Raw genomic sequence first — 14,416 nt, forward strand, 5'->3', positions numbered from 1 at the left:
GCGCCTCTACCCGCCCGACCTGCGAATATCCGGGACCACGCCGGCCTCGTAGGCCGCGATGACCAGATGCACCCGCGTGCGCGCGCCGAGCTTCAGCAGCAGGCTGCTGACGTGCGTCTTGACCGTGCTCATCGAGAGGTAGAGGGTGCGCGCGATCTCCGCGTTCGACAGGCCGCGCGCCACCAGGACGAGCACCTCACGCTCGCGCTCGGTGATGTCGAGCCGGCGGGCCGGCGGGCGTACGTGCCGCTCGATCAGCCGCCGGGTGGCGCTGGGCGCGAGCAGGGAGTCGCCGGACGCGATGATCTGCACGCTCCTGGTCAGCTCCGCCGGCGGGGTGTCCTTGAGCAGGAAGCCCGCGGCGCCGGCCTGGAGTGCTCCGTAGACGTACTCGTCGAGGTCGAAGGTGGTCACGATGAGCACGCGGGCCCGCGGGTGCGCGGCGCAGATGCGGCGGGTGGCCTCGATGCCGTCCATCTCGGGCATCCGTACGTCCATCAGCACCAGGTCGGGCGGCTCGCTCGCGGCGACGGCCACGGCCTGCGTGCCGGTAGCGGCCTCCGCGTACACCGTGAACCCCGGCACGCCGTCGATCAGCCGGCGGAAGCTCGTCCTGATGAGCGGCTGGTCGTCGGCCACCAGCACCTTGATCACAGCGGCAACCTCGCCCTCACCTGGAATCCGCGCACCGGGCGGACGCCCGCCTCGAACTCGCCGCCGAGGGTGCGCACGCGCTCGCGCAGCCCCGTCAGCCCGTGGCCGTAGGGCCGCTCACGCGCGTTCCTGCCGTCGTCGGTGACCTCCACGACCAGCTCCTCGTCGCGTCGCTCGATCAGCACCGTGGCCCGCCCGGCCTCGGCGTGCCTGAGCACGTTGGTGAGCGCCTCCTGCACGATCCGGTAGAGCGTGAGCTCCATCTCGCCCTGGACCTCGCCGTTCACGCGCAGCTCGACCTCCAGGCCCGCGGCCCTGGTCTTCGCGATGAGATCGCCGAGGTCGGCGAGTCCGGGAGCGGGCGTCAGGTCCGCCGGGCCGTCGTCGCGCAGCACGCCGAGCAGGCGCCTGGTCTCGCGCAGCGCCGACCTGCTGGTCTCCTCGATCGAGCCCAGCGTGCAGCGCATCTCCTCGGGGTCGCCGACGTGCCGCTCGACGCCCGCCTGCACGGCGATGGTGCTCAGGCTGTGCCCGATGACGTCGTGCAGCTCGCGGGCGATGCGCAGCCGTTCCCGCGCCGCCTCCGCACGGGCCCGCTCCTCGGTCTGGGCGGCCAGCTGCTCGGTGTAGAGGCGGCGCTGGCGGACGGCGGTGCCGGTGGACCAGGCCGCGACCACGATGGCCGGCACCAGCCCGACCTGGTCGAGGCTCAGGCTTCCCAGAGGGAGCTCCACCACCCCGTGGAGCGTGACCGCCACGGCCACCAGCAGCTCCGGCACCGCCTTGCGCCGGGTGGCGAGCGTGTAGAGCACGAGCGGCAGGCCGAACGGATCCGCATGCGGGATGAGGAACTCCTGCATCCCCAGCCCGCCCGCCAGCACCACGGCGAACACCGCCCGCGGCCACAGCCGCCGGACCGCGAGCGGCAGGCTGGTGGCCAGCGCCACCGCGAAGTCGAGCAGGCCGGGCGGCGCGGGATTACGCCAGTGGATGAGCCCGAGGAAGCCGGCCGCCAGGAGCAGGGCCACCACGGTGTCAACGGACACCCAGACCAGGTCCGGTATCCGGCTCAGCAGGGGCAGCCGGGGCTGATCACGCACATGTCGACCCTAACCAGCGAGCCTGGAGGCGCGTATCGGTCTCAGGACCGATACGCGGGCCGGGTCGTGCGGGGGATCGTGGTCGGCATGATCGAAGTCATCGGGTTGACCAAGCGCTTCGAAGGGAGCGCCGCCGTCGACGATCTCTCCTTCACCGTGACGCCCGGCAAGATCACCGGCTTCCTGGGACCGAACGGCGCGGGCAAGACCACGACCCTGCGCATCATCCTCGGGCTCGACCGGCCCACCTCGGGCCTGGCCACCGTGCACGGCGTGCCGTACGCGCGCTTGAAGCGGCCGCTCACCCACGTCGGCGCGGTGCTCGACGCCACCGCCGTGCAGGGCGGGCGGCGCGCCCATGAGCACCTGCGGTGGCTGGCCAGGACCAACGGGATCTCCCCTGCGCGCATCGGCGGGCTCATGGAGCTGGTCGGGCTCGCCGGCGCCGGACGCAAGCGGGTGGGCGGCTTCTCGCTCGGCATGAAGCAGCGGCTGGCGCTGGCCGCCGCGCTGCTCGGCGACCCCGAGGTGCTGCTGCTCGACGAGCCGCTCAACGGGCTCGACCCCGAGGGCATCAGGTGGCTGCGCGGGCTGCTGAAGTCGCTGGCGGCCGAGGGACGGACCGTGCTGGTCTCCAGCCACCTCATGCACGAGATGGCGGTCACCGCCGATCACCTCGTCGTCATCGCGGGCGGGCGGCTGCTGGCCGACATGGAGATCGGCCGGTTCGTCCGGCCCGGGATGTCGCTGGAGGAGACGTTCATGCGGGTCATCGAGGGGAGCACGGCGTGAACGCGGTCGCCGCCGAATGGATCAAGCTGCGCTCGTTGCGTTCCACCTGGTGGTCGCTCGGGGCGGGGGTGCTGACGGCGCTCGCGCTCACCGTGCTCGGCGCCTACGCGGTGATCTCGCGCTGGGACCCTGGCCAGGCGGGCGAGCAGGCCGCGATGGGGATCGTCGTGGCCGTCTACGTCGGAGTCGTGCTGGCCCAGCTGCCCCTCGGCATGCTCGGCGCCATGTCGATCACCGGCGAGCACGCCTCCGGCATGATCGACACGACGTTCGTCGCCACGCCGTCGCGCTCGCGGGTGCTGCTCGCCAAGGCGTGCGTGCTCGGCGGGCTCGCCGTCGCCGCCTCGCTGCTCATCGCGATCCCCGGCTACCTGTACGGGCTGGCGGTGGCCGCCGAGTTTCACCCGACGTCGCCACCGGCCGGAGCCTGGGCGGTGGTCGCCGGCGGTACGCTGATGATCGTCATGGCCACGCTGCTCGGGCTGGCGCTCGGCGCGCTCTTCCGCAACGGCGCCGTGGCGATCTCCGTGCTGGTGGTGCTCCTCGGGCTGGTCCCCTTCGCCGGTCAGGTGCTGCCGGGCGGTGACGTGGCCAATCGCGTCCTGCCGGGCTATCCCGCACTCCAGCTCATCGAGCAGGTGCCCGACATCATGCCGGACCCGGCCGCCTTCGCCCTGCTGGCCGCCTGGACCATCATCCCGCTGCTGCTCGCGATCCGCGCCAATGTCGGTGGGGGTCTGTACCGTCCCCGATCATGACCTGGTCCACCTTCTTCCCGGAGAAGTTCCCGCCGCACCCGCCCGCCGCCGAGGCGGGGAGGAGCACCTGCCCGACCTCCTGCTGGTCGGGCACTGGGACGAGGGGTGGGTGCTGCTCAACCCGCGCGTCAGGACCGCCGAGGGGGAGTGGGAGGCGTGGTTCCACGCCCCCTGGCTGCCCGGCGCGAACCGCTACCGGACGTTCCTGGAGCTCATGGAGGACGAGCATCGCAGGGCCGGGGGCGGCGTGGCCTGATCGGCTTGCCGTATCGTTTTTCGATGCTATCGTTTTTCAATAGCATCGAAAAACGATATGGAACGGAGTTCAGCTGATGGCTGCACTGCATGGCACCCTCGGTCGAGCGGCCCGGCGACCCGCGGTCTTCGCGGTTCTCGTCGCGGTGACCGGGGTCATCACGGGGATGGTGCTCTACTCCAGGGCCGGCCTCTTCGGCCTGACCTACCCGCACGTGGTGGCCCAGTCGCCCGCCGGTTACGGCATCGGCCTGGACGAGCCGGCCTTCGCCGCGGAGGCCCTGCCCGGTGTCAAGGCGATGGCGGGCGATCTCCACTTCATGGACGGCACGCCCGACGCCGGCCAGTACATCCTGCAGGCCCTGAGCACCCTCCCCGGCTTCGTCGTGACGGCCGTCGCGTTCTTCCTGCTCTGGCGGCTGCTGTGGCGGGCGCGCGAAGGCGCCTACCTGCCGCAGGTCGCGCGCCAGGTGCGAGTTCTGGGCTGGTGGCTGTTCGCCGGCGGCCTGCTGGCCCCGCAGATCGAGCACGTCGCGATGATGGCGCTGCTGGACACGATGGCCGCGAACGAGTCCCACTATCTCCCCCGGGAGATCCCCGTGATCGTGCCGCTCGTCGGGGTCGGGCTGCTGGCGCTGGCGAGCGTCCTGCGCACGGGCGTGCGCATGCGGGACGACCTGGAAGGCACCGTCTGATGCCGGCCGAGACGGAAGCGCACGACACCCACGCCATCACGGTCCACCTCGACCGGCTCCTGGAAGAGCGCGGCATGACGCTCACCGAGCTCGCCGACCGGGTGGGGGTGACCGTGGCCAACCTGTCCATCCTGAAGAACGGCCGGGCCAAGGCCATCAGGTTCACCACCCTGACCAGGCTCTGCGAGGTCCTCGACTGCCAGCCGGGCGACCTGCTGAGCCACCGCCGGGCGGAGTGACCGCCGCACCACGTGGAAGGCCCTTTTCCGGACGGTGCCCGTTGCGCGAGGATGCCGGGGTGACGTCCATCAAGGCGCGGCCCAGGATGATCCTGCTGTGCGGGCTGCCCGGGTCAGGGAAGACGACGCTGGCCAGACGGCTGGCGCGGGAGGTGCCCGCCGTACGCCTGTCTCCGGACGAGTGGCTGGAGGACCTCGGCATCGACCTGTTCGACGAGCCCACCCGCGCCCGCCTCGAGCGGCGCTTCGCCGGGCACGCCCAGGAGCTGTTGCGGCTCGGCCAGAGCGTGGTCATGGAGTTCGGCTTCTGGACACGGGGCGAGCGGGACGCGATGCGGGCGGTCGGGCGTGCCGCCGGCGCGCCCGTCGAGCTGCGCTACCTGTCGGCGCCGTTCGACGAGCTGTGCCGCCGCGTCGAGGCCCGCAACGGCCAGCCGGGGGTGGCCGTGATCAGCCGGGCGCGCATGGAGAGGTACGTGACGCTCTTCGAGGCCCCTGACGACGCCGAGCTCGCGCTCTACGCCCCGCCGCTCGCGGGCTCACCTGCTCGCGAGGGCCTCGCCGGCGCTGATGATGCCGCTCAGCGCTGAGCGTACGTCGTTGGGCTCGGCGATCTTGGTGTCGATGCGGCGGCGTTCGTCCTCGAAGGCGGCCCTCCGGCCACGTGGGTCGTCGTGTTGGCGGAGCTGAAGCAGTTCCAGACCTCGGCTTGTGCGGGGGTGGGAAGGGCATCTCCAGGTCGTTTGTCAGGGCCTGCTTCTTCGGGGGAGGAGGAGCGGGGTCGCCAGCAGGAGGACGCCGGCCACGGCGATGGCGGGGCGGGGGTCGATGAGGCCGCCCAGCACGCCCCAGGCGGCAGTCAGCAGCGCGGTCGTGACCCTGGTCGTCACCGACCAGGCGGACAGCGTACGGGCGATGCGATCGGACGGGGTGCGGGCGAGCCGGTGGGTGGCGAGGAGGGGGTTGAAGACGGCGCAGCAGAAGATCAGCCCGAGCTGGACGCCCATCACCAGCAGCAGCCCGCCGGTGCCGGGCCCGACGAAGGCCAGGCCCAGGGGCCAGAGCGCGCGCAGCGTCCCGGCCGCGACCATGACCCGGTGTGGCCCGTACCGGGCGGCGAGCGGCCTGGCCAGCCGCGCCCCGAGCAGCCCGCCGATCGCGGGCGCGGCGAAGGCGAGGCCGTACTGCCAGGACGTGAACCCGAGCGGGCCCAGCATCAGCACGGCGAGCAGCGCGTCCATGGCCATCAGCAGGCCGTTGAACAGGGCGGTGTTGAGGAAGAGCGGACGCAGCGCCGCGTCGGCGAGGATGAACCGCCACCCCTCCAGCAGGTCACGGGCTCGCGGCGCCGCACCCGGCCGGGGCTCCGGGCGCGGCTCGCCGCCGCCGGTCGCGCGCAGGCACAGGGCCGAGAGGAGGTGACTGACCGCGTCGGCCACCACCGTCGCCACCGGTCCGAGCAGGGCGATCGCGGCGCCGCCCAGGGGCGGGCCGGCGATCGTGGTCGTCCAGGTCGTCGACTCCAGGCGGGCGTTGGCGGCCAGCAGGTGCTCGGCCGGGAGCAGGGTCTTCAGGTACGCGCCTGAGGCCGCGCGGAAGGTGAGGTCGGCCGCCGCCACGACGACCGAGACCAGCAGGAGCTGGACGAAGGAGAGCACGCCCAGCGCGTACGCGGCAGGGATCGTCAGCAGGGCCGCGAACCGGACCAGATCGGTCCCGACCAGCACCGGCCGCTTGTGGCGGAACTCCACCCACGGCCCCAGCGGCACCGCCAGTGCCGCGCCCGCCAGCGCGCCCACCGAGGACAGCGCCGCGACCTGCGCCGGTCCCGCGTGCAGCACCTGGATCGCGATCAGCGGGAACGCGCCGAAGGCGAGCCACGTGCCGAGCGCGCTGGTGCCGTACGCGGCCCAGAACCACCTGAACTGTCGCATGACGCTCCTTGCTCGTTGGATGATCGCCAGCAGCAAAGCGCGTGCGGGACAGGAAGATCAAACAACTCCGGGTACAACGCTGGGTTGTACGGTGACGGCATGGACCTCGATGCCGTACGCACCTTCGTGACCGCCGCCGACGCGGGCCAGTTCCAGGAGGCCGCCGCCGAGCTGAGGGTCACCCAGCAGGCCGTCTCCAAGCGGATCGCCGCCCTGGAACGCGCCCTCGGCGTACGGCTGTTCATCCGCGCACCGCGCGGCGCCGAGCTCACCATCGACGGTCAGGCGTTCCTGCCGCACGCCCGCGAGTTGTTGCGGGCCGCCGAGCGAGCGGTCGCGTCCGTGCGCACCGGCCGCCGCCCGCTGCGCGTCGACATGCTCGCCTCGCGCAGCGCGGCGTCGGGCGTGATGCGGGCGTTCCATCGCGCGTACCCGGAGATCGAGCTGGACGTGGTGATGCTGTTCGGCATCGACGACGCCGTCGCCGCCATCAGGTCGGGCGCCATCGACGCGTCGTTCCGCGCCGTCACGATGCCGGGCCGGCCCCTGCCGGACGACGTGACGGCGGAACGCGTCCTCGACGAGCCGCTGCAGCTGCTCGTCGGCCCCGCCCACAAGCTGGCCGGCGCGAGATCGGTCACGGTCGCGCAGCTCGCCGGGCACCGGATCTGGATGCCGGGCATCGTCCCCGGCACCGAATGGGCCACCTTCTACGACGACCTCGTCGCGGAGTTCGGCCTGACCATCGAGGTGACCGGGCCCAACTTCGGCTCGGACGCGCTCCTCGACACCATCGCCGACACCCCGGCCCTGGCCACGTTCATGGGGGAGCGCACCCGCCTGGTCTGGCCCGAGGGCCACGGCCTGCGCCGCATCCCCGTCACCTGCCCCACCCCCGTCTACCCGCACGCGCTGCTGTGGCGCCGCGACGACCCCCACCCCGCGCTCGCCACCCTGCGCGCCTACCTCGCCACCACGGCGGCCGGCCAGGACACGGCCGGAACCTGGACGCCGAGCTGGGCGATCCCGCGCTGACTTCTCAGGGCGCGCCGAGGACGTCCGGGGTGACCAGGGCGCGGGCGGCGGCGGCGAAGTAGTCGTCGGAGGCGGCGTCGGCCAGGCCGAGGATGACGCCCTGGCTCAGCCCGACCAGCAGCGCCCGCAGCGCGGTGGCCAGCCGTTGCGCCTGCCGGGGCGTGAGGGTGCCGCCGTCATGGGAGCGGCCGGACAACAACCCGGTCAGGCGTTCCTCGTGGGCTCGTACGGAGGCGGCGAGCTTGGGCCGCAACTCGGGATCGCGCAGCGCGAGGTCCTGCAGGCTGATCTCGAACGATAGCCGGCGCAGCGCGTCGGGGTCGTCGCACGTGCGGCGGTAGTGGCGGGCGAAGACCTCCACCGCCTCGATCGCTCCGAGCGAGGGGGAGACCGCCTGCTCCAGGCCGTCGTAGTGCGGCGCCAGGTAGTCGGTGACCAGGGCGATCAGCAGGCCGTTCTTGCTGCCGAAGAGCGAGTAGACGGCGCCGGTGGTCAGTCCTGCCCGCTCGGCGATCTCGTCCAGCCTGGCCCGATGGCCGTCGCGGGCGACGAGGCGGTGCGCGGCCTCCAGCAGGGCCTGCCGGTTCCTGTCCTTGGCCTCCGCCCTCGTTTTTCTCATAATCCCATTATTCCGTAATCTCGTTACGAAAGTCAGCCGACGAGGAAGAAGTGCCACGTGGACATCACCTCCGCCATCGCCGCGGAACGTACGGAACTGGCGGCGCTCCTGGACGACCTGCCGCCCGAGCAGTGGGACGCGCCCACCCTGTGCGCGGGCTGGCGCGTACGGGAGGTCGCGGCGCACATGTCGATGGGCTTCCGCCACCCGCTGCCCAAGATGCTGTGGGAGCTGGTCAAGGCGGGCGGCGGCGTCAACAGAATGGCCGACCGGCGGGCCCGCCTCGACGCGGCCGCCATGTCCACGTCCGAGATGGCCGCCGCGCTCCGCGACAACGCCCGCCACCCCTGGCGGCCACCGGTCGGCGGCATCGCGGCGGCGCTCGGCCACGACGTCGTGCACGGCCTGGACATCACCGTCGCCCTCGGCCTCGGCCGCCGCGTCCCAGAAGAGCGCGTACGCCTCCTCCTGGAGCAGGTCACCCCCAGGACCGCGCGGTTCTTCGGCGCCGACCTCGGCGGTGTGCAGCTGCGCGCCGACGACCTCGACTGGTCCTTCGGCACCGGCGTCCCGCTGACCGGCTCGGCGCAGGACCTCCTCCTGCTGACCTACGGCCGCAAGCTGCCGCCCGGTCACCTGCGCGGCGAGGTGAGCGACCGCTACGTGGCCGCCTGAGCGTCGAAGGTCAGGAGCAGAGCCGGCGGGCCACGCGCAGGTCGGTGACGAGGATGTTGACCCAGCCGCCTTCGAGCGCCGCCCTGATCGCGGGCAGCTTCCGCTGGCCGCCCGCGACGGCGATGCGCCGCCCGACGGCGCCGAAGGAGGCGGTGTCGATGCCGATGACGCGCCGGTCGAGGTCGGAGGCGACGGGCTTGCCGGTGGCGTCGAAGAAGTGCAGGCAGACCTCGCCGACTCCGCCGACGGCGCGCAGCTCGTCGCGGTCGGTGTCCCTGACGGGCGCGGAGGCCGGCTCGCCGATGCCGACGAGGGCGACGGTCACCTCACGCCACTGCGCCTGCACCTCGGCCAGGTCGGGGTCCTGGAGCAGCGCCTCGCGCGTCGCGGGGGTGGCGACCAGGCCGGGCAGTGGCACGAAGACGGGATGGGCGTTGGTGAGGTCGGCCAGGCGGGCGATGAGCCGGGTGGCCCGCACCTGGTCGCCGGCGCTGCCGAGGCCGCCCACGAGCTGGATCACCCGGTCTGCGACCTGGACGTTCTTCTGCGGCAGGCGCCGCACCACCGCCTGCAGCGTCTGGCTCCACGCGGCGAGGCCGATCACGTCGCCGCCGGTGAAGGTGACGTCGAGGTAGGCGGCGGCCGCCGTCGCGAGTGAGGGGACGACGTCGTCCTGGTAGTCCTCGACGTCGACCACTACGGCGTCGCGCAGCGCGTAGCGGCGCTGCAGCTCCTCCTCCAGCTCGGTGTGCACGCCCTCGGGGAGCGTGACCACCGTGCGGATCAGGCCCCGCGCGACCGCCTCCTTCAGCAGACGGGACACGCGCGGCTGGGAGAGGTGGAGCGCGGCGGCGATCTCCGGCTGGCGGATGCCCTGTTCGTGGTACATGCGGGCGACGCGGGCAAGGAGCCGCAGATGATCCTTGGAGACGTCGTCCACTCCATCCGAGTCCCGGACCACCGTACCCGCCCTTCACGCCGCTGATCGCCGCTCCAAGTTTAGGGGCGGGCGGCCGTGCGGGCGTGACGCCTACTGCCTGGCGGAGAGCCCGAACTCGTCGGCGTTGTCGGCGGTGACCAGCTCGCAGTCGATCGCCTGCCTCTCCTCCTGGCCGGTGATGTGGCCGGCGGCGTCGAACGTCTCGGGCGCGGCGGCCGCCGTGGTCATATGGCGTTCCTCTCCCGCGCGGGTCGGGCTCTGCGGACGGTCTCGTGCCAGGCGTGCTTCCTGGCGCGGCGCTCCGCCTCGCCGAGCCCAGGCTCGTAGGTGTCGGCGGGCCTGGGCCGGCGTTCGAGGTCGCCGAGGGTCCAGAGCCCGGCCGTCAGCCCGGCGGCGTCGGCCGCGCCGAGCGCGGACAGGTCGTGCTCGCCCGAGCGGGCGACGACGCGTCCGCTCAGGTCGGCCTGGAGCCGCATCAGCCGGTCGCTGTGGGTCAGCCCGCCGTCCGTCATGAGCACGCGGACCTGCCCGACGGCCTGCTCGATCGCGACCAGGACGTCCTCGATCTGGAAGGCGACCGCTTCCAGGGCGGCGGCGGCGAGCTGGGGGCGCCGGGTGCCCAGGGAGAAGCCGGTGATGACGGGGGTGGCGCCGGGGTCCCACCAGGGGGCGCCGAGCCCGCCGAAGGCGGGGACGAAGTGCACGCCGTCGGCGGACTCCGCCTCCTTGAGCAGCTCAGGGACGGGGACGCCGAACAGGTCGGCGAGCCAGCTCACCATCCGGCCGGTGGCGCGGATGTTGCCCTCGACGCACAGCGCGGGGCCGTCGCCGAGGTCCCAGGCGATGCTGCGGCACAGGCCCCGCACCTCGCCGACCTCGCCGACCTCGCCAACCTCGCCGACCTCGCCGGTCTGGCCGGTCTGGCCGGACCGGCCGGTCCGGCCGGTCTGGCCGGTCCGGCCGGTCCGGCCGGTCCGGCCGATGGCCATCACCGACGAGCCGGTGCCGTACGTCGCCTTGACCACGCCCGGCCGCCACCCGGCGTGGGCGAACATCGCGGCGTGCGAGTCGCCCATGACCGCCAGTACCGGCACCCCGTCCGGCAGCGGCGCCAGCCCGCGGGCGGCGGGGAGAGCGGCGCACGAGGGCACCACCCGTGGCAGCACCTCGCGCGGCACGCCGAACAGCTCGAGCAGCCGGTCGTCCCAGTCGCCGGTGGCGACGTCGAGGAGCTGGGTGCGCGAGGCGTTGCCGGCCTCGATGAGGTGCTCGCCGCCGAAGCGGCTGAGCAGCCACGAGTCGACCGTGCCCAGGCACAGCTCGCCCGCCCGCCGCCGGCCGGGGTCGTAGGTGTCGAGCAGCCAGCGCGCCTTGAGCGCGGAGAACATCGGATCGAGCGGCAGGCCGCTCACCGAGCGGACCAGCTCGGCGGCGCCGGCCAGCTCGTGACAGCGGTCGGCGGTGCGCTGGTCCTGCCAGCTCAGCAGCGGCCCGACGGGCTCGCCGGTGCGGCGCTCCCAGAGCACCAGCGACTCGCGCTGGTTGCTGATCCCGATGCCCGCGACACGTCCCGCGCAGGCGGGCGTGACGCACTCGGCGACCGCCCGCCGCACGCTCTGCCACAGCTCGGCCGGGTCCTGCTCCACCCAGCCGGGGCGCGGCTGCGACTCTGACAGGGGAGCGACCGCGCGGGAGACGACCCGGCCGCACGCGTCGACCAGGAGCGCCTTGGTGGAGCTTGTGCCCTGGTCGACGGCCAGGATGAGCGGGTCAGCCATGGCGCAGCAGGCTCCGTGCGGCATCGGCGATGCCCTCAGGCGACATGCCGTAGCGGTCGAGCAGGTACGCCGCCGAGCCGGTCGGCGCGAACTCGGGGATGCCGAGGATCGCGACCCGGGCCGGATGGCGCTGGACGACGGTCTCGGCGACGGCGCCTCCGAGGCCGCCGGCGATGGTCGACTCCTCGATCGTCACGATGCCGGCGGTCTCCCGCGCGGCGGCCACGACCGCCTCCGTGTCCAGGGGCTTGACCGTCGGCATCGACAGCACCCGGGCCGAGACGCCCTCGGCTTCCAGCCGTTCCGCGGCGACCAGGGCCCGCCACAGCACGGTGCCGTTGGCGATCAGCGTGACGTCTCCGCCGTCGCGCAGGGTCACCGCCCTGCCGGGGACGAAGGCGTAGTCGTCGGGGTTGACCTGGGGCACGCTCATGCGGCTGACCCGGACGAACACCGGCCCTTCGACGGCGGCGGCCCAGCGCAGCGCGGCGCTGGTCTCGGCCGGGTCGGACGGGACGATGACGGTCAGGTTGGCGATGGCCCGCAGCCAGGCGATGTCCTCGATGGAGTGGTGCGTCGGTCCCAGCTCGCCGTAGGCGACGCCGGGGCTCATGCCGCACAGCTTGACGTTGTGGTTGGAGTAGGCGACGTCGGCCTTGATCTGCTCCAGCGCGCGGGCGGTGAGGAAGCAGGAGGCGGCGGAGACGAACGGGATGCGCCCGCCGTTGGCCAGCCCGGCGGCCACGCCGACCATGTCCTGCTCGGCGATCCCGACGTTGATCAGCCGGTCGGGGAACGACCGGCGGAAGCCGGCCAGCTTGCTGGAGCCGACCGAGTCGTTGACCACGCCGACGATCCGCTGGTCGGCGCCCGCCAGCTCGGACAGGGTCGCGACGTAGGCGTCCCTGCAGTCGAAGCGGGGCAGGTCGGCGACCGAGGTACGCGGCATCAACGCTCCTTCTCCAGCTCGCTCAGCGCCTGCAGGTACTGCGCCTCGTCCGGCACCTTGTGGTGCCAGGCGACGTCGCCGCTCATGAACGAGATCGGATGTCCCTTGTGGGTGTGGGCGATCACGAACGTGGGCCTGCCCGGCCGGTACGGCACCGACGACAGCACGTCCAGCAGCTCGCCGTGGTCGTGCCCGTTGGCCTCGACCACGGCCAGGCCGAACGCGGCCGCCTTGTCCGCGAGCGGGTCGAGGTCGTTGGTCTCCTTGACGGTGGCGCCCTGCTGGAGCCGGTTGCGGTCGACGATCACGGTGAGGCGTTCGAGCTGGTGCTGGGAGGCGGCCATCATCGCCTCCCAGTTGCTGCCCTCCTGCAGCTCACCGTCGCCCACCAGCACGTACGTCCGGCGCGGCGACACGTCCAGCTTGGCCGACAGCGCGTGCCCGACCGCCACCGGCAGGCCGTGCCCGAGCGGCCCCGTGTTGGCCTCGACCGCCGCCACCTTCGTGCGGTTGGGATGCCCGTTCAGCGCCGACAGCGGCTGCAGGAACGTCGCCAGCTCGGCCGCCGGCAGGTAGCCGAACGCCGCCAGCGTGGTGTAGAGCGCGCCCGCGACGTGCCCCTTGCTGAGGATGAAGCGGTCGCGCTCGGGGTCGGTGACCCGTTCCGGGCTGATGTCCAGCACCGCCCCGTACAGGGTGGTCAGGATGTCGATGGCGGAGAAGTCGCCGCCGATGTGCCCCGCTCCCGCGTGGTGGATGAGCTTGAGGTCCTGGATCCTGATCTGCCTGGCCGCCTCGGCGAGATGCGCGATCTGCTCCGCGCGGCCGGCGCGCCGGTCCACCCTGCCGAACACCGGCAGCGTGACGTGGCCGCGCACGGCCTCGGCGAGGTCGGTCATGCCTCCACCAGGCCCGCCATCGAGGTCAGCAGCGCGTTCTGGACGAGCCGCTGGGCGGCCAGCGCGTCGTGCGCGGCCTGTGCCTGGGCGAGCGCCTCGTCGTCCAGGGCGCCGAGCGCGCGGTCGATCGCCTTCAGGAAACGGATGGCCTGCTTGGCGGCCTGGACGCTGTCCTCGCGGAAGGGGAACTGGTCGAGCTGCCAGACGCCGTCCCAGGTGTTCCTGCGCAGCGTGTGGAAGAACTCGAACGTCTCCACCAGGTGCACCGAGCCGACGACCATGTCGTCGTCCCAGCCACGCATGTTGTCGTTGACGTCGATGGCGAACAGCCGGCCGTGGTCGATGGCGAGCTGGGCGGCGTCGGCCGGGGTCTCCTGCCCGTAGAGCGAGTGACCGAAGTCGAGCAGGATGCCCAGGTTGGGCAGGCCGATGCGCTCGATGCCGAGCAGCGTGCGGGCCACGCTCGGGAAGATGATCTTCACGCGGGGCTCGCGCGGCTTGTACTCGATCACATAGTTGATCTCGGGGTGCGCGGAGCACAGCTCGGTCAGGCCGTCGAGGGCGAGCTGCCAGACGTCGTGGTAGTTCACCTGGAACGGGTAGTCCCAGCCGTCCTGGCCCGGCCACAGCTTCACGTACGAGCAGCCCAGCTCCAGAGCCACCTCGGTGGCGTCGTGCATCAACGCGATGGCCTTCTTGCGCACGGCCGGGTCGGGGTTGGTGAACGAGCCCTTGACGAAGTCGCGCGTATAGATCTCAGGTGTGATCGCGATCGCGCTCAGATTGTTCTTGGCCAGGGCGGCCTTGACGTCGTCCAAAGTGCCGTCGAACCCGACGAACGGCCAGTTCAGGTCCACCACCGACAGCTCGCCCACGGCTCCCGCCCGGTCGATCTGCTCCAGCAGCCCGACCGGCGGCCCGTAGCCGTCGGTGGCGTAACGGTCCTTGTAGGTGGCGAAGTGCCAGATACCTGCGCCGAAGGTCGGCATGGTCATCACTCCCTTATCCCTTGGTGGCGCCGGCGGTGCGTGGTGAATATTTATGCGACAGTGAATAATTTCCCGTGCTCGTAGATTGGCTGATCCGCGCGATGC

17 protein-coding genes and 1 pseudogene are annotated in these 14,416 nt (G+C 72.4%); 8 read left to right on the forward strand and 10 right to left on the reverse strand.

Annotated elements, in window-relative coordinates; genetic code table 11:
• Window positions 1–6 precede the first annotated feature (6 nt).
• Complete coding sequence (locus AB0K12_RS37310) at window positions 7–654, reverse strand: response regulator transcription factor (RefSeq protein WP_364571934.1); 648 nt, start codon at window positions 652–654, stop codon at window positions 7–9.
• On the reverse strand, window positions 651–1,754 hold the full coding sequence (locus tag AB0K12_RS37315) for a sensor histidine kinase (protein WP_364571936.1): 1,104 nt from the start codon (window positions 1,752–1,754) through the stop codon (window positions 651–653). The genes AB0K12_RS37310 and AB0K12_RS37315 overlap by 4 nt, the downstream gene beginning before the upstream one ends.
• Window positions 1,755–1,841: 87 nt before the next feature.
• On the opposite strand from AB0K12_RS37315, the pseudogene AB0K12_RS37320 reads away from it, so the two are divergent.
• The 6 genes and pseudogenes from AB0K12_RS37320 to AB0K12_RS37345 form a co-directional block, all read left to right on the forward strand.
• Window positions 1,842–2,465, forward strand: a pseudogene (locus AB0K12_RS37320) (ATP-binding cassette domain-containing protein); the annotation flags it as partial.
• 77 nt (window positions 2,466–2,542) lie between these two features.
• Complete coding sequence (locus AB0K12_RS37325; RefSeq protein ID WP_364571938.1) at window positions 2,543–3,304, forward strand: ABC transporter permease; 762 nt, start codon at window positions 2,543–2,545, stop codon at window positions 3,302–3,304.
• Window positions 3,276–3,560, forward strand: a complete 285-nt coding sequence (locus AB0K12_RS37330; protein ID WP_364571940.1) for a hypothetical protein — start codon at window positions 3,276–3,278, stop codon at window positions 3,558–3,560. The genes AB0K12_RS37325 and AB0K12_RS37330 overlap by 29 nt, the downstream gene beginning before the upstream one ends.
• Window positions 3,561–3,636: 76 nt before the next feature.
• Window positions 3,637–4,254 carry a DUF2975 domain-containing protein gene (locus AB0K12_RS37335; protein WP_364571942.1) on the forward strand — a complete coding sequence of 206 codons (618 nt, stop codon included), beginning with the start codon at window positions 3,637–3,639 and terminating at the stop codon, window positions 4,252–4,254.
• Window positions 4,254–4,493 carry a helix-turn-helix transcriptional regulator gene (locus AB0K12_RS37340; RefSeq protein ID WP_345406252.1) on the forward strand — a complete coding sequence of 80 codons (240 nt, stop codon included), beginning with the start codon at window positions 4,254–4,256 and terminating at the stop codon, window positions 4,491–4,493. The genes AB0K12_RS37335 and AB0K12_RS37340 overlap by 1 nt, the downstream gene beginning before the upstream one ends.
• Window positions 4,494–4,552: 59 nt before the next feature.
• Entirely contained in the window at window positions 4,553–5,083 is a 531-nt protein-coding gene (locus tag AB0K12_RS37345; protein ID WP_345406255.1) for an ATP-binding protein, read from the forward strand.
• A gap of 156 nt (window positions 5,084–5,239) precedes the next feature.
• Here the strand turns inward: AB0K12_RS37345 and AB0K12_RS37350 are convergent, their stop codons facing one another.
• The gene (locus tag AB0K12_RS37350) at window positions 5,240–6,427 is read right to left on the reverse strand and encodes an MFS transporter (protein WP_364571945.1); all 1,188 of its coding nucleotides are present in this window, start codon (window positions 6,425–6,427) and stop codon (window positions 5,240–5,242) included.
• Window positions 6,428–6,526: 99 nt separating this feature from the next.
• Between AB0K12_RS37350 and AB0K12_RS37355 the strand changes: the two genes are divergently transcribed.
• The gene (locus AB0K12_RS37355; protein ID WP_364571947.1) at window positions 6,527–7,462 is read left to right on the forward strand and encodes a LysR family transcriptional regulator; all 936 of its coding nucleotides are present in this window, start codon (window positions 6,527–6,529) and stop codon (window positions 7,460–7,462) included.
• Between the two features lie 4 nt (window positions 7,463–7,466).
• Here the strand turns inward: AB0K12_RS37355 and AB0K12_RS37360 are convergent, their stop codons facing one another.
• The gene (locus AB0K12_RS37360; protein ID WP_364374959.1) at window positions 7,467–8,081 is read right to left on the reverse strand and encodes a TetR/AcrR family transcriptional regulator; all 615 of its coding nucleotides are present in this window, start codon (window positions 8,079–8,081) and stop codon (window positions 7,467–7,469) included.
• A 57-nt stretch (window positions 8,082–8,138) separates the two neighbouring features.
• On the opposite strand from AB0K12_RS37360, the gene AB0K12_RS37365 reads away from it, so the two are divergent.
• Window positions 8,139–8,756 carry a maleylpyruvate isomerase family mycothiol-dependent enzyme gene (locus AB0K12_RS37365; protein ID WP_345406269.1) on the forward strand — a complete coding sequence of 206 codons (618 nt, stop codon included), beginning with the start codon at window positions 8,139–8,141 and terminating at the stop codon, window positions 8,754–8,756.
• A gap of 10 nt (window positions 8,757–8,766) precedes the next feature.
• Here the strand turns inward: AB0K12_RS37365 and AB0K12_RS37370 are convergent, their stop codons facing one another.
• From AB0K12_RS37370 to AB0K12_RS37395, 6 genes are all read right to left on the reverse strand, one after another.
• Window positions 8,767–9,717 (reverse strand): sugar-binding transcriptional regulator, encoded by a 951-nt coding sequence (locus AB0K12_RS37370; RefSeq protein ID WP_364571950.1) that lies wholly within the window; start codon window positions 9,715–9,717, stop codon window positions 8,767–8,769.
• A gap of 69 nt (window positions 9,718–9,786) precedes the next feature.
• Window positions 9,787–9,924: a hypothetical protein gene (locus AB0K12_RS37375; protein ID WP_364571952.1), complete on the reverse strand. Its 138-nt coding sequence runs from the start codon at window positions 9,922–9,924 to the stop codon at window positions 9,787–9,789.
• Entirely contained in the window at window positions 9,921–11,474 is a 1,554-nt protein-coding gene (locus AB0K12_RS37380) for an FGGY family carbohydrate kinase (protein WP_364571954.1), read from the reverse strand. Before AB0K12_RS37380 ends, AB0K12_RS37375 begins: the two co-directional genes overlap by 4 nt.
• Complete coding sequence (locus AB0K12_RS37385) at window positions 11,467–12,423, reverse strand: transketolase family protein (RefSeq protein ID WP_364571956.1); 957 nt, start codon at window positions 12,421–12,423, stop codon at window positions 11,467–11,469. Before AB0K12_RS37385 ends, AB0K12_RS37380 begins: the two co-directional genes overlap by 8 nt.
• Complete coding sequence (locus tag AB0K12_RS37390; protein ID WP_364571958.1) at window positions 12,423–13,322, reverse strand: transketolase; 900 nt, start codon at window positions 13,320–13,322, stop codon at window positions 12,423–12,425. The genes AB0K12_RS37385 and AB0K12_RS37390 overlap by 1 nt, the downstream gene beginning before the upstream one ends.
• Window positions 13,319–14,317 (reverse strand): sugar phosphate isomerase/epimerase family protein, encoded by a 999-nt coding sequence (locus AB0K12_RS37395; RefSeq protein WP_364571960.1) that lies wholly within the window; start codon window positions 14,315–14,317, stop codon window positions 13,319–13,321. The genes AB0K12_RS37390 and AB0K12_RS37395 overlap by 4 nt, the downstream gene beginning before the upstream one ends.
• Window positions 14,318–14,416: the final 99 nt, after the last annotated feature.

The sequence above is a fragment of the Nonomuraea sp. NPDC049419 genome (assembly GCF_040676995.1).
In the GTDB taxonomy this organism is placed as follows: domain Bacteria; phylum Actinomycetota; class Actinomycetes; order Streptosporangiales; family Streptosporangiaceae; genus Nonomuraea; species Nonomuraea salmonea.

Coding starts and splice junctions, on each gene's coding strand:
- AB0K12_RS37335 (WP_364571942.1), top strand. CDS start 3,637: ATGGCTGCACTGCATGGCACCCTCGGTCGAGCGGCCCGGCGACCCGCG.
- AB0K12_RS37340 (WP_345406252.1), top strand. CDS start 4,254: ATGCCGGCCGAGACGGAAGCGCACGACACCCACGCCATCACGGTCCAC.
- AB0K12_RS37350 (WP_364571945.1), bottom strand. CDS start 6,427: ATGCGACAGTTCAGGTGGTTCTGGGCCGCGTACGGCACCAGCGCGCTC.
- AB0K12_RS37355 (WP_364571947.1), top strand. CDS start 6,527: ATGGACCTCGATGCCGTACGCACCTTCGTGACCGCCGCCGACGCGGGC.
- AB0K12_RS37360 (WP_364374959.1), bottom strand. CDS start 8,081: ATGAGAAAAACGAGGGCGGAGGCCAAGGACAGGAACCGGCAGGCCCTG.
- AB0K12_RS37375 (WP_364571952.1), bottom strand. CDS start 9,924: ATGACCACGGCGGCCGCCGCGCCCGAGACGTTCGACGCCGCCGGCCAC.
- AB0K12_RS37380 (WP_364571954.1), bottom strand. CDS start 11,474: ATGGCTGACCCGCTCATCCTGGCCGTCGACCAGGGCACAAGCTCCACC.
- AB0K12_RS37385 (WP_364571956.1), bottom strand. CDS start 12,423: ATGCCGCGTACCTCGGTCGCCGACCTGCCCCGCTTCGACTGCAGGGAC.
- AB0K12_RS37390 (WP_364571958.1), bottom strand. CDS start 13,322: ATGACCGACCTCGCCGAGGCCGTGCGCGGCCACGTCACGCTGCCGGTG.
- AB0K12_RS37395 (WP_364571960.1), bottom strand. CDS start 14,317: ATGACCATGCCGACCTTCGGCGCAGGTATCTGGCACTTCGCCACCTAC.